Consider the following 25,380-nt stretch of genomic DNA (forward strand, 5'->3'; position numbering starts at 1 on the left):
TTTGTTGCCGCGCATTATAGACCGCTTAATCGATTTGCCAACCACTTTTTCGTTTAATTTCAACTACTTAGCGATTCAAGCAAGATTACAGCGCCCTACATGAATAATGGCGGAGAAGGGGGGATTCGAACCCCCGATACCCTTGTGAGGTATACTCCCTTAGCAGGGGAGCGCCTTCGGCCACTCGGCCACCTCTCCGCAACACGGGGCGTATAATAACCAGAGCCTTCCCCGTTTGCAAACCCTTTTTTGAAAAAATATCGATAAAAATTAATGGGTTGGTTCTTCGTCCTTCTCTTTCTTGATCCGCAGGTAGATTTCCTCACGGTGCACGGCCACTTCCTTGGGCGCGTTCACCCCAATCCGTACCTGGTTTCCTTTGACGCCGAGCACGGTCACGGTGATTTCGCCGTCGCCAATTATCAGGCTCTCTGCGCACCGACGAGTCAGAATCAACATACCTTTCTCCTCACGCAATTCAGTTCAGGGATAACAGTCTGCAAAAAAAAGGGCTTCAACCCGCCGCCAGAACAGCGGCGGACCTACGCCTGAACGTTGATCGACACCCGACAACCCACAGGTTTCTTGTGCCGTTCAAAAACACGAAGGGCGCGGCCAGGCCGCGCCCCAGTGAGCACAACGCTTACTCGCCCTGACGGGAAGGCGCGTCGAGTTCGAAAGCGGTGTGCAAGGCACGCACAGCCAGTTCCAGGTACTTCTCTTCGATAACCACCGACACCTTGATTTCCGAAGTGGAGATCATCTGGATGTTGATGCTCTCCTTGGCCAGCGATTCGAACATGCGGCTGGCAACGCCCGCATGCGAGCGCATGCCCACACCCACGATCGATACCTTGGCGATCTTGGTATCACCCACCACTTCGCGGGCATTGAGCTTCAGGGCGGTTTCACCCAGTACCTTCTGCGCCTTTTCGTAATCGTTGCGGTGTACGGTGAAGGTGAAGTCGGTAGTGTTATCGTGCGAAACGTTCTGCACGATCATGTCGACTTCGATATTGGCTGCACTGATGGGGCCCAGAATCCCGAATGCCACGCCCGGGGTATCCGGCACACCGCGAATGGTCAGCTTGGCTTCATCGCGATTGAAGGCGATGCCGGAAATGATCGGCTGTTCCATGGATTCCTCTTCATCAATAGTAATGAGGGTACCCGGACCCTCCTGAAAACTGTGCAGTACACGCAGCGGTACGTTGTACTTGCCGGCAAACTCCACGGCCCGAATCTGCAGCACCTTGGACCCGAGGCTGGCCATTTCCAGCATCTCTTCGAAAGTGATCTTGTCCAGCCGCTGCGCCTGGGACACCACGCGCGGATCGGTGGTATAGACACCATCGACGTCGGTGTAGATCTGGCACTCGTCAGCCTTCAATGCAGCCGCCAAGGCCACGCCGGTGGTATCGGAACCGCCACGCCCCAGCGTGGTGATGCTGCCGTGCTCGTCAACGCCCTGGAAACCGGCTACCACGACCACGCGACCTGCCTTGAGGTCGGCACGAATCTTCTGATCATCGATCTGCAGGATGCGCGCCTTGTTGTGCGCACTGTCGGTGAGAATACGCACCTGGTTGCCGGTGTAGGACACCGCAGGCACACCCCGCTTGATCAGCGCCATGGCCAGCAACGCGATGGTCACCTGCTCGCCGGTGGACACGATCACGTCCAGCTCGCGCGGAACCGGCTGATCGCTGATTTGCCTCGCCAGCTCGATCAGACGATTGGTTTCCCCGCTCATTGCCGACAGCACGACCACCAGGTCGTCGCCAGCCTCGCGGAACTTCTTCACCTTGTCGGCAACCTGTTCGATGCGCTCGACCGTGCCCACCGAGGTGCCGCCAAATTTCTGTACGATCAACGCCATTTCAAAGCCGCCTCAGCCCGTGAAGGGCACCCAATAAACACAATTACCCAACGCCAGGGCCCGCCATCGGATGGCGGGCCACCGGGCGCTTCAGACACCCTGTTCTACGAATGGCACGGTCAGAGCCAGTGCACCGTCCAGCGCTGCGGCATCCACGCCACCGCCTTGCGCCATGTCCGGACGACCACCGCCTTTGCCGCCCACCGCTGCAGCGGCTTGCTTCATCAGATCACCGGCTTTGAGTTGGCCGGTCAGGTCCTTGGTCACGCCTGCGACCAGTACGACCTTTTCTTCGTGGACACTGCCGAGCAGGATCACTGCGCGGCCGAGTTTGTTCTTCAACTGGTCGACCAGGGCCAGCAAGGCTTTGCCGTCCTGCCCGTCCAGACGTGCGGCCAGCACTTTGACGCCCTTGACGTCGACTGCGCTGGCAGACAGGTCATCGCCGGCAGCACTGGCGGCCTTGGCCTGCAGTTGCTCCAGTTGCTTTTCCAGCTGACGGTTGCGCTCGAGCACCGCCGACAGCTTGTCGACCAGGTTCTCGCGGCTGCCCTTGACCAGCTGGGCAGCTTCCTTGAGCTGCTCTTCGGCAGCGTTCAGGTAGGCCAGTGCGGCGGCGCCAGTGACCGCTTCGATACGACGCACCCCGGAGGCCACACCGCCTTCGCTGATGATCTTGAGCAGACCGATATCGCCGGTGCGCTTGGCATGGATGCCGCCGCACAGCTCGACGGAGAAATCACCGCCCATGCTCAGCACGCGCACGCTGTCGCCATACTTCTCGCCGAACAGCGCCATGGCGCCCTTCTGCTTGGCAGTCTCGATGTCGGTCTCTTCGGTCATGACCTCGGTGTTGTTGCGCACTTCGCGGTTGACGATGTCTTCCAGCGCCTTGAGCTGCTCTGGCTTGACCGCCTCGAAATGGCTGAAGTCAAAACGCAGGCGCTGGCTGTCGACCAGCGAGCCTTTCTGTTGTACGTGCTCGCCCAGCACCTGACGCAATGCCGCGTGCAGCAGGTGGGTGGCCGAGTGATTGAGCGAGGTGGCATGACGAACCTGCGCATCGACCCGGGTTTCAACCTGGGCACCGACGCTCAGCTTGCCGCTGGCAACCACACCGTGGTGCAGGAAGGCACCGCCGGTCTTGGTGGTGTCACGGACATCGAAGCGGACGGCACCGGCCTGCAGGTACCCGCAGTCACCCACCTGGCCGCCGGACTCGGCGTAGAACGGCGTGCGATCGAGGATCACCACACCCTCCTCGCCTTCACCCAGCTGCTCGACGGCCTTGCCGTCCTTGTACAGTGCAACGACGCTGGCAGCGCCTTCGGTGGTGGCATAACCGGTGAATTCGGTGGCCACATCGACCTTGACCAGGGTGTTGTAGTCCAGGCCGAAGGCGCTGGCCGAACGCGCGCGCTCACGCTGCGCCTCCATCTCGCGCTCGAAACCGACTTCGTCGATGGTCAGGCTGCGCTCACGGGCGATGTCGGCCGTCAGGTCCATCGGGAAACCGTAGGTGTCATACAGCTTGAACACCACGTCACCGGGCACCACGCTGCCCTTGAGTTCGGCCAGGTCCTGCTCGAGGATCTTCAGGCCCTGCTCCAGGGTCTTGGCAAACTGCTCTTCCTCGGCCTTGAGCACGCGCTCGATGTTGGCCTGCTGCTGCTTGAGTTCCGGGAACGCCTCGCCCATCTCGGCAACCAGCGCCGCAACGATCTTGTAGAAGAAGCTGCCGGTGGCACCGAGCTTGTTGCCGTGACGGCAGGCGCGACGAATGATGCGACGCAGCACGTAGCCACGGCCTTCGTTGGAAGGCAGCACGCCATCAGCAATCAGGAAGCTGCACGAACGAATGTGGTCCGACACTACCTTGAGCGACGACTGGTCTTCGTTGCTGCAGCCGATGGCGGCAGCCGACGCGCTCAGCAGGTTCTTGAACAGGTCGATTTCATAGTTCGAATGCACATGCTGCATCACCGCACTGATGCGCTCCAGGCCCATGCCGGTGTCCACCGACGGTGCAGGCAGCGGGTGCAGCACGCCGTCGGCAGTGCGGTTGAACTGCATGAAGACGTTGTTCCAGATCTCGATGTAACGGTCACCGTCTTCTTCCGGCGAGCCTGGCGGGCCACCCCAGATGTCGGCGCCGTGGTCATAGAAGATCTCGGTGCAGGGACCGCACGGGCCGGTATCGCCCATGGTCCAGAAGTTGTCCGAGGCGTAGGGCGCGCCCTTGTTGTCGCCAATGCGCACCATGCGCTCGGCCGGCACACCGATGTGCTGGGTCCAGATGTCGTAGGCCTCGTCATCGGTGGCATACACGGTGACCCAGAGCTTTTCCTTGGGCAGTTGCAGCACGCCGGTGAGGAAGGTCCAGGCGTAGGTGATGGCGTCACGCTTGAAATAGTCGCCGAAACTGAAGTTGCCCAGCATTTCGAAGAACGTATGGTGACGCGCGGTATACCCGACGTTTTCCAGGTCGCTGTTCTTGCCGCCGGCGCGCACGCACTTCTGGCTGCTGGTGGCGCGGGTGTACGCGCGCTTTTCCTGGCCAAGGAAGCAGTCCTTGAACTGGTTCATCCCCGCGTTGGTGAACAGCAGGGTCGGGTCGTTGCCCGGGATCAAGGAGCTGGAGGCAACTCGGGTATGGCCCTGCTCTTCGAAGAAGCGAAGGAAGGCTTCACGGATTTCTGCGCTTTTCATAGGTTCTTCCACGGAAACGGCGGCCTGCGTCAAATTGACGAAACGACGGCAAAGGGCCGCATTATATCGAGCCTTAACACGAGGTGCAGTGAGTTTATACATCGCCAACCGCCATTTGAGGATGAAATGACCTTCATCCGGCGCGGTTTGCTTAGCAGGCTATACGTTCTGCCGACATCTATGCTACAACGTGTGCGTCGCCAGCCACTGGCGGCACGTTCTCAGGGCGGGGTGCAATTCCCCACCGGCGGTAATTGCGCCCATTGCGCATAGCCCGCGAGCGCTTGCAGGCAACCCTGCAAGGTCAGCAGACCCGGTGTGATTCCGGGGCCGACGGTCATAGTCCGGATAAAGAGAGAGCGGGATAGGCACGCGAGTGCCTGCGTCTGCACATCTGCGCAACGACAATCCCCTTCGATCCACTGCCCTGTTTCTCATACAAACAGGAGTTCGTTTCAATGCAAGCTACCCCAATCGACAGCAAAGGCCATCACAACGATCGCATCGCCTTCGTCCAGGCCTGCTGGCACAAGGATATTGTTGACCAGAGCCGCAAGGGTTTCGTCGAAGAGATGGCCAAGCAAGGCTATCAGCTGAGCGATATCGACTTCTATGAAGTCGGCGGTGCCTTCGAAATCCCGCTGCACGCCAAGCTGCTGGCCCGCAGCGGCCGTTACGCCGGCATCGTGGCTGCAGGCCTGGTGGTGGACGGCGGCCTGTACCGCCATGAATTCGTCGCCCAGTCGGTGATCAGCGGCCTGATGCAGGTGCAGCTGGAAACCGAAGTGCCAGTGTTCTCGGTGGTACTGACCCCGCATCACTTCCATGCCGGCGACGAGCACCAGAAGTTCTTCTTCGATCACTTCGTGCACAAGGGCGCCGAAGCGGCAGTGACCTGCGCCGACACCCTGCTCAAGCTGCGCTCGCTGCGCCGCAATGAAGTACCGCAGAAGATGGCGGGCTGATTGCACTGCCCCTTTCGCCGGCAGGGCCGGCTGCTACGGGATGCGCGACACCTGTAGCAGCCGGCCTTGCCGGCGAAGGTGTTTCATCTTCAGACCAACTGCTCATCCGACGCAGGCACGATCAGCATCCCCGCACGCAGCCCGTTCTTCACCTTGGGGTTCGGGAAAATGATCCGCGCGCCCTCCTCCTCGACAACCCAGCGCGTCTCGGCCAGGTCCTCGGCCAGCAGATACCCTCTGGAAAGCTCGGAAAAGTTCTCGATATCCGCCGGCAGGTGCAGGTGGAAGCTGTCGCTGTGCTTGATGATCTCGCGCGCGACGCTGAACAGTTGCAGCCCGCCGATCCCTTCATCTTCAGCCGGCTCGTTACCCTCGATGATCGCCCTGAGCCGCGCTTCGAGCTTACCGAGCTTGATCTCGCCGTTCTGGCCGAACGGCCGCGCCTTGCCCAGCTCGAGGGTGAACGCTTCGGCCCCCAGGGTTTCGTAGGTGAATGCGGTAAAGGTGATCGAAGGCTTGCTCTGCAGCAGCACAGCCTGCATGCCGGCGGCGCGCAAGCGAGCCAGTTCCCGACGCGAGTGCTGACGGCCTTCCTTGTAGGGATACAGCGCAAACTGCTCGATCTTGGAGCCGCGAATGGCGGTGTGCAGGTCATAGTGGAGGCGGGTACGGCCCTCTTTATAGAAAAAAAAGGCCGTTGCCAGACGCTCCAGCGCACAGGCACGCAATGCCTCGACACCACTGGACTGCTCATGACGCCGGTTGAACAGACGGTTGACGTCGTGCTCGATATACCGCGCGCCCGTGCGCATCGCCTCGGGGTTGCCGAACAGGAACAGCACACGCGCCCGCGGCTTGATCTCCCCCCTGGCAATGCCATGCAGGAGTTCGTCGAGCAACTCGATCGGTGCAGTCTCGTTGCCATGAATACCCGCAGACAGCAGCAGGTCCATGCCATCGTCACGCCCCTCGGGCGGGGTCACTTCAAGCGCCCCCTCGTCGAGCCAGCGCATGCGCACGCCTTCGACTGTCAGCTGGGTCTTCTCTGCCGGTTCACGACCGGCAAGGGTCAGTTCAAGCAGTTTGCCGAGGGCGAGCATGGGCGGTGTTCCTTAGTGGTGATGCCCGCAATCGGGGCCATGGACGTGGTCGTCATCTTCGCCAGCATCGGCCGGCTCCATTTCCAGCTGCAGGCTCACCAGGTTGGTGGCCAGCGGGCGCAGCAGCAGGTTGGCATACTCGGCGTCGCCTTCTTCAACGTCGACACCGATCAGCAGCTGGCCGCGGCCATCCTGCTGAATCCACACTTCCTTGCCTTGCCACAGCACGGCAAAACGGGTGCAGGAAGTTTCCAGCTGGGTGCCATCTTCATCTTCGAGGATCAGCTGCAGGGCGTCGGACATAATCGAGTTCTCTTTCAAGGTTGGAGTTGGAACGGATACACCGAACCCAGCTTGAGGATCTGGGTCAGCTCATCCAGTGCCGTGCGACATTCCAGCAACAGCTGCGGGTCAGCCAGGTCTCGTTCGCTCAGGCTGTCGCGGTAGTGCCTGTCGACCCATTGGGTCAGGGTGTCGTACAGCGGCGCGGTCATGATAACCCCTGGGTTGACGGCCGCCAGTTCCGTTTCGTTGAGCGCCACGCGCAAACGCAGGCACGCGGGGCCGCCGCCATTCTGCATGCTCTGCTTGAGGTCGAAGACCTTGACCTCGGTCACCGGCCCGCCCTGGCCGGTCAAGGCCGACAGATAGGCCCAGACCCGCTCGTTGTTGCGGCATTCCTCCGGCACGATCAGCAGCATCGAACCGTCTTCACGGGACAGCAACTGACTGTTGAACAGATACGAACGCACGGCGTCCTCGACCGTCACCTGGGCCCGCGGCACGCAGATGGCCTTGAACTTGCCGCCACATCCGGCCAGTTTAGCCTGCAGCTCGGCCAGCACCGCTTCGGTGTCGAGGAAGGCGTCCTCGTGATAGAACAGCACCTCGCCGTTGCCCACCGCGATCACATCGTTGTGAAACACGCCCTGGTCGATCACGGCAGGGTTCTGCTGAGCATAGACCACGCCGTCGGCACTCAGGCCATGCAGCCGGGCAACCGCCTGGGAAGCCTCCAGGGTCTGGCGGGCCGGGTATTTGTGCGGCGCCGGGTAGCGCGCATCGAATGCACTGCGCCCGAACACGAAGAACTCCACGCCCGGTTCGCCATAGGCACGGCAGAAGCGCGTGTGGTTGGCAGCACCTTCGTCACCGAACTGCGCCACCGCCGGCAACGCGGCATGGTGGGCAAAGTGCTGCGTATTGGCGAACATCGCGCCCAGCACACGACTGGTGGTCGGGTGCTCGATACTGCGGTGGTACTTGCAGTTCAGGTTGGCCGCCGTGAAGTGCACGCGTCCATCGGCCGTATCGGCGCTCGGACTGACCGTGGCGGCGTTGGCCACCCACATGCTGGACGCAGAGCAACTGGCGACCAGCAACGGCATCGCCTCCCTGGCCGCCCGCTCGATGACCTGCGCATCGCTGCCGCCAAAGCCCAGGCGACGCAGCGCAGCCACATCCGGACGCTCCTGCGGGGCCAGTACGCCCTGCACAAAGCCCATCTCCATCAGCGCCTTCATCTTCGCCAGGCCCTGGCGCGCCGCTTCACGCGGGTTGGATGCCTGCTGGCTGTTGCTCTGCGAAGCAACGTTGCCGTAGGACAGCCCGCCGTAGTTGTGCGTCGGCCCCACCAGGCCATCAAAATTCACTTCAAATGATTTCATCGGCTAAGGCTCCGTGAAGCTGTTGTTATAGGGTGACGCCGGGCGTCAGCGTGGCGGGCAGCACAAGGCTGGATGCCTCCAGCGACGCCACCGGGTAGGCGCAGTAGTCGGCCGCGTAATAGGCGCTCGCCCGATGATTGCCACTGGCCCCGACACCACCGAACGGTGCGCTGCTGGCGGCACCGGTCAGTTGCTTGTTCCAGTTGACGATACCGGCGCGGCTTTCCAGCCAGAACTGCTGGTAGCGCGCCTCGGAATCGGACAACAGCCCTGCGGCCAGGCCGTACTGGGTGTTGTTGGCTTCGCGGATCGCGGCATCGAAATCGCTGTAGCGGATAACCTGCAGCAGCGGCCCGAAGAACTCCTCGTCCGGGCGCTCGGCCACCGAGGTCACGTCGATGATGCCCGGGGTCAGCAACGCCGCATCGGCCTGTGGCTGGGTCATCGGCAGCAGCGACTGTGCGCCGCTGGCCAGCAACTGGGCCTGGGCATCGAGCAGCGCGCGGGCTGCCCCCAGGGAGATCACCGAGCCCATGAACGGCGCCGGCTGTTGATCGAACGCGCCCACCGAAATGTTCCGGCTGACGGCCACCAGCCGCGCCAGCAGGGTGTCGCCCCATTCGCCTTGGGGTACCAGCAGGCGGCGTGCACAGGTGCAGCGCTGGCCGGCGGAAATGAAGGCCGACTGGATGATGGTGTATACCGCAGCGTCCAGGTCCTGCACCTGATCGACCACCAGGGGGTTGTTGCCCCCCATCTCCAGGGCCAGGATCTTGTCCGGGCGCCCCGAAAACTGCTGGTGCAGCAGGTTGCCGGTGCGGCTGGAGCCGGTGAAGAACAGGCCGTCGATGCCGGGGTTGGCCGCCAGGGCCACCCCGGTTTCCCGCGCCCCCTGCACCAGGTTGAGCACGCCAGCCGGCAGCCCGGCCTCGATCCAGCACTTGAGCGTCAGCTCGGCCACTTTCGGCGTGAGCTCGCTGGGCTTGAACACCACGCTGTTACCGGCCAGCAGCGCCGGCACGATATGCCCGTTGGGCAGGTGGCCCGGGAAGTTGTACGGGCCGAACACCGCCACCACACCGTGGGGCTTGTGCCGCAGTACCGCCGTGGCGTCAGCCAGCGGGCCGCTCTTCTCGCCGGTACGTTCGCGGTAGCTCTGCACCGAAATGGCCACCTTGTTGACCATGCTGGTCACTTCGGTGGTGGCCTCCCACAGCGGCTTGCCGGTTTCTTCGCCGATGCAGCGGGCCAGTTCATCGGCGTGGGCCTTGAGGCTCGCGGCAAAGGCTTCGAGCACGCTGATACGCGCCTCCAGCGGCTGGCGAGCCCAGCCAGCAAAGGCTTGACGCGCAGCCTGTACCGCGGCCTCGACCTGCCCCGCGTCGGCGCCCTGGCCCTGCCAGATCACCTGTTGGCTGACCGGGTTCAGCGACTGCAGGGCCTCGCCCTGGCCGGCCTGCCATGTACCGGCAATGTAGTGCGTGGTCATTATTTGGCCTCCCGTGCTGCGGACAGTGGCACCGCACGTACCTGGTCACCGGCGCTCAGGCGCAGGCGCTTGGCCGTCAGCGGGTCGACCACCAGGGTGCCCGCAGCCAAGCGCGCGGGCGCTGCGGTGATACGGCAGTCCTCGCGCTTGCGGTTGTGGATGATGAAAGGGGTGGCATCGTCGCCCGGCGTGCCGATCGCCAGCACCAGGGCCTGGCTGTCGTGCACCGCGCGAATCTTGCTGGTCTGGCACTCGACCGCCGGGCCCGCGTCGAAGATGTCGACGTAGCCCTGATAGCTGAAGCCTTCGCTCTGCAGCATGGCCAGCGCCGGTTCGGTATCGGTGTGCACGCGCCCGATCACATTGCGCGCCGCCTCGGACAGAAAGCAGGTGTACAGCGGGAACTTGGGCATCAGCTCGGCGATGAACGCCTTGTTGCCGACCCCGGTCAGGTAGTCGGCCTGGCTGAACTCCATCTTGAAGAAGTGTCGGCCCAGGCTCTCCCAGAAGGGCGAACGGCCCTGCTCGTCGGACATGCCGCGCATTTCGGCAATGATCTTGTTGCCGAACAGTTCGCTGAATTCGGCAATGAACAGCAGGCGAGCCTTGGCCAGCAGACGACCATTGAGGCCACTGCGGTAGTCGCTGCGCAGAAACAGGGAGCACAACTCGGAGTTGCCGGTCAGGTCGTTGGCCAGAAACAGCGTGGGGATCTCGCGGTAGATGTCCAGTTCCTGGGACGCGCTGACGGTCAGGCCCACCCGGTAGTTGTACCAGGGTTCACGCAGCCCAACGGCACCGGCGATGGCCGAAATGCCCACCACTTCACCTTCGTCGTTCTCGAGCACGAACAGGTAGTCGGCATCGCCACGCTCGGCTTCGCCGCGGAAGGTCTTCTCGGCCCAGCCCACCCGGTGGGCCAGGCGCTCTTCGTTGGCCGGCAGAGTGGTCAGGCCGGTGGTGCCGGTGCTGCGCGCCAGCTCGATCAGCGCCGGTAGGTCGCTGCTGCGTACGGGACGAACAATCATGCTATCTCCTCGGGCAGGTGCCTGCTGGCCCCTGCGAAACTCGACCTGGGGTAGCCAGGCAATCAGACCGCGACCAGGCGCACGCTGGCGCCCTCACCCACTCCCAGCGCCTCGGCGGCGGCCAGGTCCAGCTGCACCGGCTTGCCAGGGGCCCAGTCCAGCTCCAGCATCACGGCGCGGTAATCCTGCAACTGGCCGTTGGATACCAGGTACGGGCGCCCGCCCTTGACGGCCTGCTCCTGCAGCTTGACCGGCACCAGCCGGCTCTGGGCGATGGAGCGGATGCCGGACACTCGCGCATGCAGGGTCGGCCCACCGTCGAAGATGTCGATGTAGTGATCGGTCTCGAAGCCTTCGCGCATCAGGATGTCGAAGGTGATCTGCGCGCGCGGGTGCACCTGGCCCATGGCCTCCTGCGCGGCATCCGGCAGCAGGGGCACATAGATGGGGTAATGCGGCATCAGCTCGGCAAGGAAGGTACGGCTCTTGAGCCCGCACAGGCGCTCGGCGGCAGCGTAGTTGAGGTCGAAGAAGTTGCGCCCGATGGCATCCCAGAACGGCGAGTCGCCGTGCTCGTCGCTGTAGCCGACGATCTCGGTCACCACCGAATCGGCAAACCGCTCCGGGTGCGCTGCCATGAACAGCAGCCGGCCGCGGGAGTTGAGCTCGGCCCAGCCGGTGCCCACCAGTTCGGGCAGCACGTAGAAGCTGGTCAGCAGGCTGTTGCCGGTCAGGTCGTGACACTGCGACAGCACATGGATCTTGTTGTGGATCTTCAGCTCGCGCGAGGCGTGCACGAAGGTCTCGTTGCGAAAACTGTAGAACGGCTCGGAATAGCCGGCCGAGGCCACGATGGCCGAACAGCCGACCAGCTTGCCGGTCTCGCTGTCTTCGAGCACGAAGAAGTAGCTCTCCTCGCCATTGAAGCTGACTTCGGCGGCAAAGGAGGTTTCGGACGCGGCGATCTTGTCGCCCAGGCGACCGGCATCATCCGGCAGGGACGTGACACCGATGGGACTGTCCGCGGCCAGACGCTGCACTTCACCCAGGTCAGCCATTTGCGCGGGGCGCATCACCAGCATGGTGTCACTCCTTTAGGGAAAATCGGGCCGACAGCTGCCGGCGCAGAAGAAGCGGCACGTGCCACGGGCACGGGCCACCAGAATCGGTTCGCTGGCCACCGGGGCCAGCGAAGGACCGCAGGCCGGTATCAGGCCTTGGTCAGTGCAGCGGCAGCGCGTTCGAAGCGGTCCAGGCCTTCATCGATGTCGGCATCTTCCACCACCAGGCTGGGGGCGAAACGCACCACGTCCGGGCCGGCCTGCAAAACCATCAGGCCTTCTTTCTCGGCAGCATTGAACACGTCCTTGGCCTTGCCCTTCCAGGCATCGGACAACACGCAACCGATCAGCAGGCCCAGGCCGCGGACCTGGGTGAACAGGCCGTACTGCTGGCCGATCTTCTCCAGGCGCGCCTTGAAGCGCTCGTGCTTGGCCTTGACGCCCGCCAGCACTTCGGGGGTGTTGACCACATCCAGCACCGCAGAGGCCACGGCGCAGCCCAACGGGTTGCCGCCATAGGTGGTGCCGTGGGTGCCCACGGCCAGGTGCTTGGCCAGCGCTTCGGTGGTCAGCATCGCGGCAATCGGGAAGCCGCCGCCCAGGCTCTTGGCGCTGGTCAGGATGTCGGGGGTCACGCCGTAGTGCATGTAGGCGAACAGCTCGCCGGTACGGCCGACGCCGGTCTGCACTTCGTCGAAGATCAGCAGTGCGTTGTGCTTGTCGCACAGCTCGCGCGCGCCTTGCAGATAGGCCTTGTCGGCCGGCACCACGCCGCTCTCGCCCTGGATCGGCTCGATCACCACCGCGCAGGTCTTGTCGCTGATCTGCGCCTTGAGCGCTTCGAGGTCGTTGTACGGCACATGGCTGATGCCGGTGATCTTAGGGCCGAAGCCGTCGGAGTACTTGGGCTGGCCACCGACGCTCACGGTGAACAGGGTGCGACCGTGGAAGCTGTTCACGGTAGCAATGATCTCGTGCTTTTCAGGGCCGAAGCGGTCGTGGGCGACACGACGGGCCAGCTTGAAGGCGGCCTCGTTGGCCTCGGCGCCGGAGTTGCAGAAGAACGCACGCTCGGCAAAGGTGGCGTCGACCAGCTTGTGGGCCAGGCGCAGGGCTGGCTCGTTGGTGAACACGTTGGACACGTGCCACAGCTTGTTGGCCTGCTCGGTCAGCGCACCGACCAGTGCCGGGTGGGCGTGCCCCAGGACGTTTACGGCGATGCCGCCAGCGAAATCGATCAGCTCGCGCCCCGCCTGGTCCCATACACGGGAGCCCTGGCCACGCACGGGGATGAAAGCGGCCGGCGCATAGTTGGGGACCATTACCTGGTCGAAATCGGCGCGTTGCACCGGAGCTTGCTCAACGGACATCGGAGTCTCCTGAAGAGGAACGCCTGCCTGGAACTGGCGAGCGATGGGGGGATTGTAAGGACTGATGAACGCCCGGCCTTGCCGCCAAGCGACAACTTCTTATAGCGCCAAACCCTGTTTTGCCAAGGCTTTCGGCAATGCGACAAATAGGGTCGCAAAGGCGCAGTTTAAACGGTGCGCGGTGCTGGCGGGGAGATTGTGTCACGCACGGATTTGCGGGGGCTTCTTCGCTGGCAAGCCAGCGCCCTCGGGCCGGTGCAGCCCCCTTCGACGCTGCGGGCGCTGGTTTGCCGCCGAAGGTCGCGCTGCGCTACCGAATCAGCCGCGCTCGGCAGGCGCCGACGACAACTCGAACGGGCTGTTGCTGCGGCGCTGGTTGCGGTCTTCGCGTGGCGTTGCGCCAAAGAAGTTGCGGTACGCGCTGGAAAAATGCGGCCCCGACGAGAACCCGCACGACAGGCCGATCTGGATGATCGACTTGCTGGTCTGCATCAGCATCTGGCGCGCCTTGTTCAAGCGCAGCTCCAGGTAATACTGGCTGGGCACCCGATTGAGGTACTGCTTGAAGATCCGCTCCAGCTGCCGGCGCGATACGCACACATGCTGGGCAATCTCGTCGGTGGTCAACGGCTCTTCGATATTGGCCTCCATCAGCAGCACCGCCTGGGTCAGCTTCGGATGGCTGGAGCCCAGGCGATTCTGCAGCGGGATGCGCTGACGCTCGCCCCCCTCGCGAATGCGCTCGACCACCAGCTCTTCGGAAACCGCACCGGCAAGCTCGGCGCCATGGTCACGGGCCAGCACGGCCAGCAGCAGGTCCAGTACCGACATGCCACCACAGGCGGTCAGCCGATCGCGATCCCAGTCGAACAGGTGGCTGGTGGCGATGACCTTGGGGAAGCGCTCGGCGAAGTCATCCTGCCAGCGCCAGTGCACCGCGGCGCGATAACCATCCAGCAGGCCCAGCTGGGCCAGCGGATACACACCTGCCGAAAGACCGCCCACCACGCACCCCGAGCGCACCAGTTGCTTGAGCGCGCTGCCCAGCGCCGCGCCTACCGCCTGCGGCGGCTCATCGGCCAGCAGAAACAGCTTCTGGCAACCTTCCAGCCGCCCCACCCAGGCTTCGCCAGGCAAGCGCCAGGCGCCCTCCGGCGCAGGTTCGGCCTGCAGGAACAGCAACTCGTAGACCACTTCGGGGTGCACCTTCTGGGCCACCCGCAAGACCTCTTCGGCCAGCGCCAGGGTCAAGGCCTTGGTGCTGGGCCAGAGGAGAAAACCGATTCGCTGGGTGGTCATTGGGTAAGGTCCGAAACCTGAGAGGAGTCTGGGAGAAAAGCCTCGATCGAGGCGCAGCATGCCCTATTCTGGTGCAAAGCGGCAGCCTCGAACTGTAGCACGGTCGATTATTTCAGGCTGCCGGACAGGAACTGCTGCAACCGCTCGGACTGCGGGTTGACCAGCACTTCACGCGGGTTGCCGCTCTCTTCGACCACACCCTTGTGCAGGAACACCAGCTGGTTGGACACCTCGCGGGCGAAGCCCATCTCGTGGGTCACCACCACCATGGTGCGGCCTTCCTGGGCCAGCGCCTGCATCACCTTGAGCACATCGCCCACCAGCTCCGGGTCCAGCGCCGAGGTCGGCTCGTCGAACAGCATCACTTCAGGCTCCATCGCCAGTGCACGGGCAATCGCCACACGCTGCTGCTCACCACCGGACATATGGCCCGGGTAGGCATCCTTGCGATGGGACACACCGACCTTGGCCAGGTAGTGCTCGGCCTTTTCCAGCGCGTCCTTGCGGCTCATGCCCAGCACGTGAACCGGTGCCTCGATGATGTTCTCCAGCGCAGTCATGTGCGACCACAGGTTGAAGTGCTGGAACACCATCGACAGGCGCGAGCGCATGCGCTGCAACTGCTTGGGGTCGGCCGCCTTCAGCGCGCCGTCCTTGTTCGCCACCAGCTTCAACTCTTCGTTGTTGAGCAGGATCTTGCCGGCATGCGGCTGCTCGAGCAGGTTGATGCAGCGCAGGAAGGTGCTCTTGCCCGAGCCGCTGGAGCCGATGATGCTGATCACATCGCCCGCCTTGGCCGCCAGGGACACACCCTTGAGCACTTCGTGACTGCCATAGCGTTTGTGCAGGTCTTGGACTTCGAGTTTGTACATGCTGTCGGTTCTCACAAAGCGTCAGTCCCGGGCCTGCGCCCGGGGCGAAAAAGTTGCCGCCGGGCTCAGCCCTTGCGCGGCGCCAGGTAGCCGAGCCAGCGGCGTTCAGCCAGCTTGAACAGGCGCACCAGAATGAAGGTCAGGCACAGGTAGAACACACCGGCGGTGATGTACGCCTCGAACGGCAGGTAGTACTGGGCATTGACCGTGCGCGCCGCACCGGTGATGTCGATCAGGGTCACGATCGACGCCAGGCTGGTGGTCTGCAGCATCATGATCACTTCATTGCTGTACTGCGGCAGCGCCCGGCGCAGGGCCGAGGGCAGCAGGATGCGGCGGTACATCTTGACCCGCGACATGCCCATCGCCTTGGCCGCTTCGATCTCGCCGTGGGGCGTGGCCTTGAGGCTGCCGGCGATAATCTCGGCGGTGTAGGCACTGGTATTGATGGCAAAGGCCAGGCACGCACAGAAGGTCGCACTGGACAGCCACGGCCACAGGAAGCTCTCGCGCACCGCCTCGAACTGGGCCAGCCCGTAATAGATCAGAAACAGCTGCACCAGCATCGGCGTGCCACGAATCACGTAGGTGTAGAGCCAGGCGCTCATGTTCACCAGCGGCTGCTTGGACACCCGCATCAGGCCCAGCGGCACTGCCACCAGCAGGCCGAACAGCAACGACAGCGCCAGCAGCTTGAGCGTGGTCAGCATGCCGCTCAGGTACAGCGGCATGGCTTCCCAGATGACGTTGTAATCGAAAATCATAGATCAGCCGCCTTTACGCCAACCGAGTAGCGTTTCTCGAGGTAACGCAGGGCCAGCAACGAGACGCTGGTGATCACCAGGTACAACGCCGCGACCGCCAGGAAGAACGTGAACGGCTCGCGGGTCGCGTCCGCCGCCTGCTTGGCCTTGAACATCATGTCTTGCAGGCCCACCACCGAAATCAGTGCGGTGGCCTTGGTCAGTACCAGCCAGTTGTTGGTGAAGCCAGGGATCGCCAGGCGAATCATCTGCGGCACCAGCACCCGGAAGAAGATCTGCAGGCCGCTCATGCCATAGGCCATGCCGGCTTCGGCCTGCCCCTTGGGGATGGCCATGAAAGCGCCGCGGAAGGTTTCGGACAGGTATGCACCAAAGATGAAGCCCAGGGTACCGATACCCGCCATCAGCGGATTGAGGTCGATGTAATCGTCGAAACCGAGCAAGGGTGCGACGCGGTTGAGCAGGTCCTGACCGCCGTAGAAGATCAGCAGGATCAGCACCAGATCGGGGATCCCGCGGATCACCGTGGCGTACAGGTCGCCCAGCCAGGCCAGCCAGCGCACCGGCGACAGCCGCAGCGCCACGCCGATCAGGCCCAGTACGATGGCCAGGGCCATGGACGACAAGGCGAGCTGTAGCGTCAGCCATGCTCCATCGAGGATGACTGCCCCGTAGCCTTTCAACATGTTGAGGTCCTCGACCTTAGGGATGAAAAAATGGTGCAAACCTCAGCGCTTCTGCTGCTTGCACCATTGAACAGGTGAAACGTCGACGGATTACTGCGCGTCAGGGCCGTAGATGTCGAAGTTGAAGTACTTGTCCTGGATCTTCTTGTACTCGCCATTGGCACGGATGCCGTCGATGGCGGTGTTGATCTTGTCCTTCAGGGCGTCGCCCTTGCGCACGGCGATACCGATACCGTCACCGAAGTACTTGGCGTCGGTGAAGGACGGGCCTACGAATGCATAGCCCTTGCCGGCGTCGGTCTTGAGGAAGCCGTCTTCGAGCAGGGTCGCATCGGCCACGGTGCCATCCAGACGACCGGCGGCAACGTCCAGGTAGATTTCGTTCTGGGTGCCGTAGGGAACGATGGTGGCGCCTTTGGGGGCCAGCACTTCCTTGGCGAAACGGTCGTGGATCGAGCCACGCTGAACGCCGATCTTCTTGCCCTTGAGTTCGTCCAGGCTGTCGCTGACGGTGGTACCGTCCTTCATCACCAGGCGGGCCGGCGTGAGGTAGTAGCGCTTGGTGAAGTCCACGGACTTCTTGCGATCATCGGTGATCGACATGGACGACAGGATGGCGTCGATCTTGCGCACCTTGAGCGCCGGGATCAGGCCGTCGAATTCCTGCTCGACCCAAACGCACTTGACCTTCATCTCTGCACACAGCGCGTTGCCGATGTCGTAGTCGAAGCCCACGATGCTGCCGTCCGGCGCCTTGGAAGCGAACGGTGGGTAGGCGGCCTCGATGCCGATCTTCAGTGGTTTTTCATCAGCCAGCGATGCCAGGGAAAACACGGACAGCGCCAGGGCGCCAAGCAGTGCGAGTTTCTTCATCTGGGAACTCCATCGGTAAAGGGCAATACGTGACAGGCCGATTGGCCGTCGACGTTGCGAATGGGTACAACGCGAGCTGCGCAGGGCTCGACGAAACAGGGTCGAGGCATCACGAGCGAGTGATTGGCATTTTAGCGACAGCTCCGAACCCGATATTTCTTCAATGCGACAACTAGTTACAGAAGCGCCGGAAGTCAGGGCCGGAGATATTGACAGCTTTCGCGGAATATGCAAAAGCGAGAGACAAATAACCTATCAATCAAGCAATAACCGCGCCCATTATTGGCAAAGCCTTGTAATCCGGCAAGTGCAGCGTGGCAGCCATGCAAAATTGGCGTGGTGGATGCGCCCGGATCGGGCGGCGGCGTTTCCCAATGCCCCGTTTGTGTGCGAAACCGGTGACAGAAAAGGTTACCGATGAAAGTCGGCGTAACAGGCATGAAAAAGCCCCGCAGTGCGGGGCTTTGTGCTGACAGCCAACCGGCCCTATCGCCGGCAGGCCGACCCCTACAAGGGCCGGCCTGCCGGCGATGACTCAGGCCGACGCCAGGTTCATCGACTTGTGCGTGTCGATCAGGTGCTGCACCACACCCGGGTCGGCCAGCGTCGAGATGTCGCCCAGGCCGTCGTACTCGGCCGTGGCGATCTTGCGCAGAATACGGCGCATGATCTTGCCCGAGCGGGTTTTAGGCAGCCCTGGTGCCCACTGGATCACGTCTGGCGAAGCGATCGGCCCGATCTCCTTGCGCACCCAGTTCTTCAGCTCCAGACGCAATGCTTCGCTCGGCTCCTCGCCACCGTTGAGCGTGACGTAGACATAGATGCCCTGCCCCTTCAGATCATGCGGCACACCGACGACCGCCGCCTCGGCGACCTTCGGGTGCGCAACCATGGCGCTCTCGATCTCGGCGGTCCCCATGCGGTGGCCCGAGACGTTGAGTACGTCGTCGACCCGGCCGGTGATCCAGTAGTAGCCGTCTTCGTCGCGGCGCGCGCCGTCACCGGTGAAGTACATGCCGCGGAAGGTCTTGAAGTAGGTGTCGACGAAACGGTCGTGATCGCCGTACAGCGAACGCGACTGGCCCGGCCACGAATCGAGGATCACCAGGTTGCCCTCGGCGGCGCCGTCGATCAGGTTGCCCAGGTTGTCCACCAGCGCCGGCACCACGCCGAAGAACGGACGGGTGGCCGAGCCCGGCTTGAGCGCAGTGGCGCCCGGCAGCGGGCTGATCAGGATGCCGCCGGTCTCGGTCTGCCACCAGGTGTCGACGATCGGGCAACGCTCCTTGCCCACGGTGGTGTGGTACCAGTTCCAGGCTTCAGGGTTGATCGGCTCGCCCACCGAGCCCAGCAGGCGCAGGCTCGAACCGTCGGCATCCTTCATGGCCGCCTGACCTTCGGCCATCATCGCGCGAATGGCGGTGGGCGCAGTGTAGAGGATGTTGACCTTGTGCTTGTCGACGATCTTCGCCACACGGGTGATGTCCGGGTAGTTCGGCACGCCTTCGAACAGCAGGGTGGTGGCGCCGTTGGCCAGCGGGCCATAGACGATGTAGCTGTGACCGGTTACCCAGCCCACGTCGGCGGTGCACCAGTACACGTCACCAGGGCGATAGTCGAACACGCGCTCATGGGTCAGCGAGGCGTACACCAGGTAGCCGCCAGTGGTGTGCAGCACGCCCTTGGGCTTGCCGGTGGAGCCGGAGGTATAGAGGATGAACAGCGCTTCTTCGGCGCCCATCTCTTTCGGCGCGCAGTGGGCAGAAGCCACTTTCATCAGGTCTTCGTACCAGATGTCGCGGTGCTGGTGCCAGGCAATGTCGCCACCGGTGCGCTTGCACACGATGATCTTCTGCACGCTGGCGGTTTCCGGGTTGGTCAGCGCCAGGTCAACGTTGGCCTTGAGTGCGGTACGACGCCCGCCACGCAGCCCTTCGTCGGCGGTGATCACGACCTTGGACTTGCAGTCGATGATGCGCCCGGCCAGCGCCTCGGGCGAGAAGCCGCCGAACACCACCGAGTGGATCGCGCCGATACGCGCGCACGCCAGCATGGCGACCACGGCTTCGGGAATCATCGGCATGTAGATGGTCACCACGTCGCCGCGGTGCACGTCCTGGCCACGCAGGGCGTTGGCGAACTTGCAGACCTGCTCGTGCAGTTCGCGATAGGTGATGTTGCGGTGCTCGGAAGGGTCGTCGCCTTCCCAGATGATCGCCAGCTGATCGCCACGCTCGGCCAGGTGACGGTCCAGGCAGTTGTAGGAAACGTTCAGAGTGCCGTCGGCAAACCACTTGATGTCGACATGGTGGTCGTCGAACGAGGTCTGCTTGACCTTGGTGAAGGGCTTGATCCACTCGAGGCGCTGAGCTTGCTCGCGCCAGAAGCCGTCAGGGTTGATCACCGACTGCTGGTACATGGCCTTGTAGGTCGCCTCGTCGGTCAGCGTGTTGGCCGCAACCTCGGGACGCACGGGATACAGGGGAGCCGCACTCATCTTTGTTACCTCGGTGTAATAGTTGTTTTTGTATGACCTCGTTTTAACTGTACCAGAGCGCCAAGGGCCATTCGACGTTGGTAGTAACGGGACCTGCATTTGGTCCAACACTGCGCGTCGACCGCTCTGGCACGGGCGTTCCAGCGCGGCAACAGATAGAAAAATAAATCCCGAGGTGAAATTTCAACTGATTGTTACAGTTTCCGCCAACAGTGTTTATCAAAACGGGCTCTGTTTCGGGGCCCGCCACACTCCTAGAATTCACCTCGCCAGCAACGGCAACGCGAATTAACTGGTAACAGCCCCCACGAAGGCATGTTAATCCCGCGATAACCCTGAAAGTTTCAACTTGCTGCACACGCCGCGCCACAAGCGCAGCGTGACCCCTTACGACCTTAGACAGGTAACTTGAAGATGAAAGCTTTACTGGTATTGGCACTCGGTAGTTTTTGCGCATCGGCCATGGCGGCTGAAGTTGCAGATGTTTCCGCCGAGCAGATTCCGGTTGAACAATACAGTTACTCGCAACATCTGGACATCGCCAAAGTCATTTCCATGACCGAAGTCCCGAACGTCTGCGAAGTGGTTCCGGCCCGCATGACCTACGAGGACTCCCAAGGCCAGAAGCACATTCTCGAATACCGCGTCATGGGTAACGGGTGCTCCAACGGCTGATAGAGCACACTGACGGTAGTTGCGCCTCGGGCCTTGTGTCGACGAGGCGCACCCTCGCTGCAAACAGTAACTTCCCCGCCTTTCAAGTCACTCCACAACTTTGCCGATTGCGTAATCACGCAACTTGTTGGCAATGGTGGTATGCGAAACGCCCAGGCGTTTACCCAGTGCTCTGCTACTGGGGAATTCACCCTGCAAACTTTCAAGTACGGCTTTTTCGAAACGACCGACTATTTGCGACAAGTCACCTTCCAGGGAAAACTCGCCCAAAGGTTGGCGCGCGCCATAATCGGGCAGGCGAATATGCTCGGCCTTGACCACCCCGCCGTCGCACAATGAAACCGCCTGGAACAGTACGTTCTCCAGTTGCCGCACGTTGCCCGGCCAATGGTATTGGCTCAGGCGCTCCATCGCCGCCGGAGCCAGGCTCGGCAACGGGCAGCCAATCTGACGGCTGGCCTGGTCGAGAAAATGCTCCACCAGCGGCGCCAGGCCGTCCAGGCATTCGCGCAGCGGTGGAATGTGCAGCGACAGCACGTTGAGGCGGTGATACAGGTCCTGGCGAAACTCGCCGCGGGCGCACAACTCCGACAAGTCCACCTGGGTCGCGCAGATCACCCGCACATCCAGGTACACCTCCTCGTCACTGCCCACCCGGCGAAAGCAACCGTCCTGCAGAAAGCGCAACAGCTTCACCTGCAGGCGCGGGCTCATCTCACCCACGCCGTCGAGAAACAGCGTGCCGCCCGCGGTCAGTTCCAGCAGGCCAAGCTTGCCCTCGGCGCGGGCGCCTTCGAACGCCCCCGGCCCGTAGCCGAACAGCTCGGTCTCGGCCATCGACTCGGGCAGCCCGGCACAGTTGAGCGCCATCAGCGGCGCCTGCCCACGCGGACTGGCCAGGTGGCAGGCACGGGCCAGCAACTCCTTGCCGGTACCGGTCTCGCCCTCGATCAGCAGTGGCGCATCCAGCGGCGCCATGCGACGTGCCTCGCGCACCACCGCCGCCATCACCCTGGAACTCTGGAAAATGCTGTCGAAGCCACGCAGCTCCTGCTTGCGCACGTTGTAGATGCGTTCGCCGATGCGGTCAGCCCGGTGCAGGGTCAGCACGGCCCCTGCCAGCGCCTCGCTGTCATCGTGCTCGGACTGCAGCGGTGCGATATCGGCCAGGAACACATCGCCTTTGATCTTCACCCGCAAGCCGTTGATGCGTGACTTGTTGGCCCGCACCAACTCCGGCAGGTCGAAATCCTCGGCATACCGCGACAATGCAATGCCCGGCACTTCGTCCACCCGTACCCCGAGCAACTGCGCCGCCGAACGGTTGGCCGCGACGATCGAGCCCCCCATGTCGATCGACAGCACGGGAAAATCCAGCGCACCCAGCAAGGCATTGAGCTCCATGTGCCGGCGCTCGCTGGGCATCAGGCCCACCCGTTTGACCCCGAACACGCCGGTAATGGCTTCGAACTTGGGGCGCAGCGCCTGGAACTGCAGGTTGATCAGGTTCGGGCAGTGCAGGTAGATGGCATTGCCATGCTCGCCCCCCACCTCGCCGCGGGCCACGTTGATCCCGTACTCGACCAGCAGGTTGAGCATGTCGCGCAAGATACCGATGCGGTTCTGGCAGTGCACTTTGATACGCATGAAAGGTCCTACAAACAAGAAGACGAGGCCAACTATCTGCACAACGGCATGAATTCTCGTAAAGAATACGTTACAAAAATGCGGATTCACAGCTACCAGCACCTGCGTTTTCTCGGCACTTCGGCACCACCGTAAAATCTGCGTTACAAAAATACGGTTGAACCGCCCGCCGGGCACAAGGCAACGGGATGCAAACACCAGGGTGAGGGGGTATTCCTAGGGCATGGCGAAAGCCACCCTATAACAATAAAGGCCCTCATCAGGAGAGCAGCATGAAACAGACGCACTACGTGGCCCGCGAGCCCGATGCGCAGGGTTTTATCGATTACCCGCCGCAGGAACATGCGGTGTGGAATACCCTGATCACCCGCCAGCTGAAGGTGATCGAGGGGCGCGCGTGCCAGGAGTACCTGGACGGCATCGAACAACTGAACCTGCCTCATGACCGCATTCCGCAACTGAGCGAGATCAACCAGGTACTGGGCGCCACCACCGGCTGGCAAGTTGCCCGCGTGCCGGCCCTGATCCCCTTCCAGACCTTCTTCGAACTGCTGGCCAGCAAGCGCTTTCCGGTGGCCACCTTCATTCGCACCGAAGAAGAACTCGACTATCTGCAAGAGCCCGACATCTTTCACGAGATCTTCGGCCACTGCCCGCTGCTGACCAACCCCTGGTTTGCCGAATTCACCCACACATACGGCAAACTCGGCCTGGCCGCGACCAAGGAACAGCGCGTCTACCTGGCCCGCCTGTACTGGATGACCATCGAGTTCGGCCTGGTGGACACCCCGCAGGGCCGCAGGATCTACGGCGGCGGCATCCTCTCCTCGCCCAAGGAGACCGTCTACAGCCTGTCCGACGAACCGGAACACCAGGCCTTCGATCCGCTCGAGGCCATGCGCACGCCGTATCGCATCGATATCCTGCAGCCGGTGTACTTCGCCCTGCCGCAGCTCAAGCGCTTGTTCGACCTGGCCCACGAAGACATCATGGGCATGGTTCAACGCGCCATGCAGCTGGGCCTGCACGCCCCCAAATTCCCCCCCAAGGTGGCCGCTTGAGCCACCCTGTACACCTATAACAACCACTTGCGGAAGAATCACCTATGAACGCCTTGAACCAAGCCCATTGCGAAGCCTGCCGTGCCGACGCCCCACAGGTCAGCGACGAAGAACTGCCGGTACTGATCAAGCAGATCCCGGATTGGAACATCGAAGTGCGCGACGGCATCATGCAGCTGGAAAAAGTGTTCCTGTTCAAGAATTTCAAACATGCCCTGGCGTTCACCAACGCAGTGGGCGAAATCTCCGAAGCCGAAGGCCATCACCCTGGCCTGCTGACCGAGTGGGGCAAGGTCACCGTGACCTGGTGGAGCCACTCGATCAAGGGCCTGCACCGCAACGACTTCATCATGGCCGCGCGCACCGATGAGGTCGCCAGCACCGCAGAAGGTCGCAAGTAATGCACTTCGGCGCCATCGCGCGCGTGCCGGGCGACCCGATTCTGGGGCTGATGGAGGCGTACGCCAGGGACACCAACCCCGACAGGTTCGACCTGGGGGTTGGCGTGTTCAAGGACGCCCAGGGCCTTACCCCGGTGCCCAGGGCGGTCAAGCTGGCCGAACAGCGCCTGCTCGACGGCCAGACCAGCAAGAGTTACGTAGGCGGTCACGGGGATGCAGCCTTCGGACAACTGATCGCGCAACTGGTACTCGGTGACGACGCGCCACTGCTCGCAGCCCGGCGCGCAGGCGCCACGCAAACCCCGGGCGGCACCGGCGCACTGCGACTGGCGGCGGAGTTCATCCGCCAGTGCCTGCCAGGGCGTGGCATCTGGCTGAGCGACCCGACCTGGCCGATCCACGAAACGCTGTTCGCCAGTGCCGGCCTGAAGGTCAGCCACTACCCCTATGTGGGCGCAGACAACCGCCTGAACGTGACCGGCATGCTCGCGGCACTGGAATCGGTGCCCACGGGCGACGTGGTGCTGCTGCACGCCTGCTGCCACAACCCCACCGGCTTCGACCTGTCGCAGCAGGACTGGCAGGCGGTGCTGGAAGTGGTCAAGCGCCGCGAACTGCTGCCGCTGATCGACTTCGCCTACCAGGGCTTCGGCGACGGGCTGGAGCAGGATGCCTGGGCCGTGAGGCTGTTTGCCCAGGCCCTGCCGGAGCTGCTGGTGACCAGTTCGTGCTCGAAGAACTTCGGCCTGTACCGCGAGCGCACCGGTGCGCTGCTGGTATGCGCCGACAGCGCCGAAAAGCTGCAGGATGTGCGCAGTCAGCTGGCATCGATTGCACGCAACCTGTGGTCGACGCCGCCAGACCATGGCGCGGCGGTGGTGGCGACGATTCTTGGCGATCCGGCGCTCAAGCGCCTGTGGGCCGACGAAGTCGACGCCATGCGCCAGCGCATCGCCATGCTGCGGGTCGGCCTGGTCGAGGCGCTGCAGCCCCATGGGCTGAGCGAGCGGTTCGCGCATATCGCCGCGCAACGCGGAATGTTCTCCTACACCGGCCTCTCACCGCAGCAAGTGACGCAACTGCGCGAGAAGCACAGTGTGTACATGGTCGGTACCGGTCGGGCGAACATCGCCGGGGCGGATGCGGCCAGGCTGCAGGTGCTGGCGGCGGCCATCGCGGACGTCTGTCGCTGAACCCTTCGTCGGCAAGGCCGGCTCCTACAGGGACGACGTCGATCCGTGTAGGCGCTGGCCGTGCCGGCGAAGCCGCTGAAGGCCACCAATCAGCAGGAAAATTCATACTGTCATCCAGACTCCTGTATCCTGCCCAGGCTTTAT

General features: G+C 62.8%; 22 protein-coding genes, 1 tRNA gene and 1 riboswitch. Of the genes, 5 read left to right on the plus strand and 18 right to left on the minus strand.

Annotation, left to right across the window (positions count from 1 at the left end):
- Positions 1-107 precede the first annotated feature (107 nt).
- From DN388_RS24485 to alaS, 4 genes are all read right to left on the minus strand, one after another.
- Positions 108-198, minus strand: a tRNA-Ser gene (locus tag DN388_RS24485).
- Between the two features lie 72 nt (positions 199-270).
- Positions 271-459 (minus strand): carbon storage regulator CsrA, encoded by a 189-nt coding sequence (gene csrA / locus DN388_RS24490; RefSeq protein ID WP_010226667.1) that lies wholly within the window; start codon positions 457-459, stop codon positions 271-273.
- Between the two features lie 184 nt (positions 460-643).
- Complete coding sequence (locus DN388_RS24495; protein ID WP_043860296.1) at positions 644-1,879, minus strand: aspartate kinase; 1,236 nt, start codon at positions 1,877-1,879, stop codon at positions 644-646.
- Between the two features lie 90 nt (positions 1,880-1,969).
- Positions 1,970-4,588, minus strand: coding sequence for an alanine--tRNA ligase (gene alaS / locus DN388_RS24500; RefSeq protein ID WP_043860295.1), 2,619 nt, complete (start codon positions 4,586-4,588; stop codon positions 1,970-1,972).
- A 213-nt stretch (positions 4,589-4,801) separates the two neighbouring features.
- A riboswitch (FMN riboswitch) is annotated at positions 4,802-4,953 on the plus strand.
- A 93-nt stretch (positions 4,954-5,046) separates the two neighbouring features.
- Here alaS and DN388_RS24505 point away from each other — a divergent pair.
- Positions 5,047-5,553, plus strand: a complete 507-nt coding sequence (locus DN388_RS24505; RefSeq protein WP_043860294.1) for a 6,7-dimethyl-8-ribityllumazine synthase — start codon at positions 5,047-5,049, stop codon at positions 5,551-5,553.
- A gap of 89 nt (positions 5,554-5,642) precedes the next feature.
- Here DN388_RS24505 and astE read toward each other — a convergent pair whose 3' ends face one another.
- The 13 genes from astE to acs form a co-directional block, all read right to left on the minus strand.
- Positions 5,643-6,653 carry a succinylglutamate desuccinylase gene (gene astE / locus DN388_RS24510; protein ID WP_058540770.1) on the minus strand — a complete coding sequence of 337 codons (1,011 nt, stop codon included), beginning with the start codon at positions 6,651-6,653 and terminating at the stop codon, positions 5,643-5,645.
- 12 nt (positions 6,654-6,665) lie between these two features.
- The gene (locus DN388_RS24515; protein ID WP_043860292.1) at positions 6,666-6,956 is read right to left on the minus strand and encodes a hypothetical protein; all 291 of its coding nucleotides are present in this window, start codon (positions 6,954-6,956) and stop codon (positions 6,666-6,668) included.
- Positions 6,957-6,970: 14 nt separating this feature from the next.
- Entirely contained in the window at positions 6,971-8,320 is a 1,350-nt protein-coding gene (gene astB / locus DN388_RS24520) for an N-succinylarginine dihydrolase (RefSeq protein ID WP_043860291.1), read from the minus strand.
- A 25-nt stretch (positions 8,321-8,345) separates the two neighbouring features.
- The gene (gene astD, locus DN388_RS24525) at positions 8,346-9,812 is read right to left on the minus strand and encodes a succinylglutamate-semialdehyde dehydrogenase (protein ID WP_255002740.1); all 1,467 of its coding nucleotides are present in this window, start codon (positions 9,810-9,812) and stop codon (positions 8,346-8,348) included.
- A complete protein-coding gene (astA, locus tag DN388_RS24530; RefSeq protein WP_043860289.1) occupies positions 9,809-10,837 on the minus strand; it encodes an arginine N-succinyltransferase in 1,029 nt (342 codons plus the stop codon). The genes astD and astA overlap by 4 nt, the downstream gene beginning before the upstream one ends.
- Positions 10,838-10,899: 62 nt before the next feature.
- Entirely contained in the window at positions 10,900-11,919 is a 1,020-nt protein-coding gene (gene aruF / locus DN388_RS24535; RefSeq protein WP_043860288.1) for an arginine/ornithine succinyltransferase subunit alpha, read from the minus strand.
- 128 nt (positions 11,920-12,047) lie between these two features.
- Positions 12,048-13,268, minus strand: coding sequence for an aspartate aminotransferase family protein (locus DN388_RS24540; RefSeq protein WP_043860287.1), 1,221 nt, complete (start codon positions 13,266-13,268; stop codon positions 12,048-12,050).
- Between the two features lie 318 nt (positions 13,269-13,586).
- On the minus strand, positions 13,587-14,567 hold the full coding sequence (gene argR / locus DN388_RS24545; protein ID WP_043860286.1) for a transcriptional regulator ArgR: 981 nt from the start codon (positions 14,565-14,567) through the stop codon (positions 13,587-13,589).
- 107 nt (positions 14,568-14,674) lie between these two features.
- Positions 14,675-15,439 (minus strand): ABC transporter ATP-binding protein, encoded by a 765-nt coding sequence (locus tag DN388_RS24550; RefSeq protein ID WP_043860285.1) that lies wholly within the window; start codon positions 15,437-15,439, stop codon positions 14,675-14,677.
- A gap of 65 nt (positions 15,440-15,504) precedes the next feature.
- Positions 15,505-16,203, minus strand: a complete 699-nt coding sequence (locus DN388_RS24555; RefSeq protein ID WP_054916584.1) for an ABC transporter permease — start codon at positions 16,201-16,203, stop codon at positions 15,505-15,507.
- Positions 16,200-16,889, minus strand: a complete 690-nt coding sequence (locus tag DN388_RS24560) for an ABC transporter permease (RefSeq protein ID WP_054916585.1) — start codon at positions 16,887-16,889, stop codon at positions 16,200-16,202. Before DN388_RS24560 ends, DN388_RS24555 begins: the two co-directional genes overlap by 4 nt.
- 90 nt (positions 16,890-16,979) lie before the next feature.
- Entirely contained in the window at positions 16,980-17,762 is a 783-nt protein-coding gene (locus tag DN388_RS24565; RefSeq protein WP_043860283.1) for an ABC transporter substrate-binding protein, read from the minus strand.
- Between the two features lie 535 nt (positions 17,763-18,297).
- A complete protein-coding gene (acs, locus tag DN388_RS24570; protein WP_043860282.1) occupies positions 18,298-20,259 on the minus strand; it encodes an acetate--CoA ligase in 1,962 nt (653 codons plus the stop codon).
- A 414-nt stretch (positions 20,260-20,673) separates the two neighbouring features.
- Here acs and DN388_RS24575 point away from each other — a divergent pair, with 414 nt between their 5' ends.
- Positions 20,674-20,934 (plus strand): DUF2790 domain-containing protein, encoded by a 261-nt coding sequence (locus DN388_RS24575; RefSeq protein ID WP_043860281.1) that lies wholly within the window; start codon positions 20,674-20,676, stop codon positions 20,932-20,934.
- An 87-nt stretch (positions 20,935-21,021) separates the two neighbouring features.
- Here the strand turns inward: DN388_RS24575 and DN388_RS24580 are convergent, their stop codons facing one another.
- Positions 21,022-22,581, minus strand: coding sequence for a sigma-54-dependent phenylalanine hydroxylase transcriptional regulator PhhR (locus DN388_RS24580; protein ID WP_043860280.1), 1,560 nt, complete (start codon positions 22,579-22,581; stop codon positions 21,022-21,024).
- Positions 22,582-22,853: 272 nt separating this feature from the next.
- Here DN388_RS24580 and phhA point away from each other — a divergent pair, with 272 nt between their 5' ends.
- From phhA to DN388_RS24595, 3 genes are read left to right on the plus strand one after another with little or no spacing between them, the layout of a single operon-like run.
- Positions 22,854-23,642, plus strand: a complete 789-nt coding sequence (gene phhA, locus DN388_RS24585; RefSeq protein ID WP_043860279.1) for a phenylalanine 4-monooxygenase — start codon at positions 22,854-22,856, stop codon at positions 23,640-23,642.
- A 44-nt stretch (positions 23,643-23,686) separates the two neighbouring features.
- On the plus strand, positions 23,687-24,043 hold the full coding sequence (locus DN388_RS24590; protein WP_036994257.1) for a 4a-hydroxytetrahydrobiopterin dehydratase: 357 nt from the start codon (positions 23,687-23,689) through the stop codon (positions 24,041-24,043).
- Positions 24,043-25,236 (plus strand): amino acid aminotransferase, encoded by a 1,194-nt coding sequence (locus tag DN388_RS24595; protein WP_100634671.1) that lies wholly within the window; start codon positions 24,043-24,045, stop codon positions 25,234-25,236. Before DN388_RS24590 ends, DN388_RS24595 begins: the two co-directional genes overlap by 1 nt.
- The last annotated feature ends 144 nt before the right edge of the window (positions 25,237-25,380 follow it).

Origin of the sequence: Pseudomonas sp. S12(2018) (assembly GCF_024355235.1) — a bacterium.
GTDB lineage: Bacteria > Pseudomonadota > Gammaproteobacteria > Pseudomonadales > Pseudomonadaceae > Aquipseudomonas > Aquipseudomonas palmensis.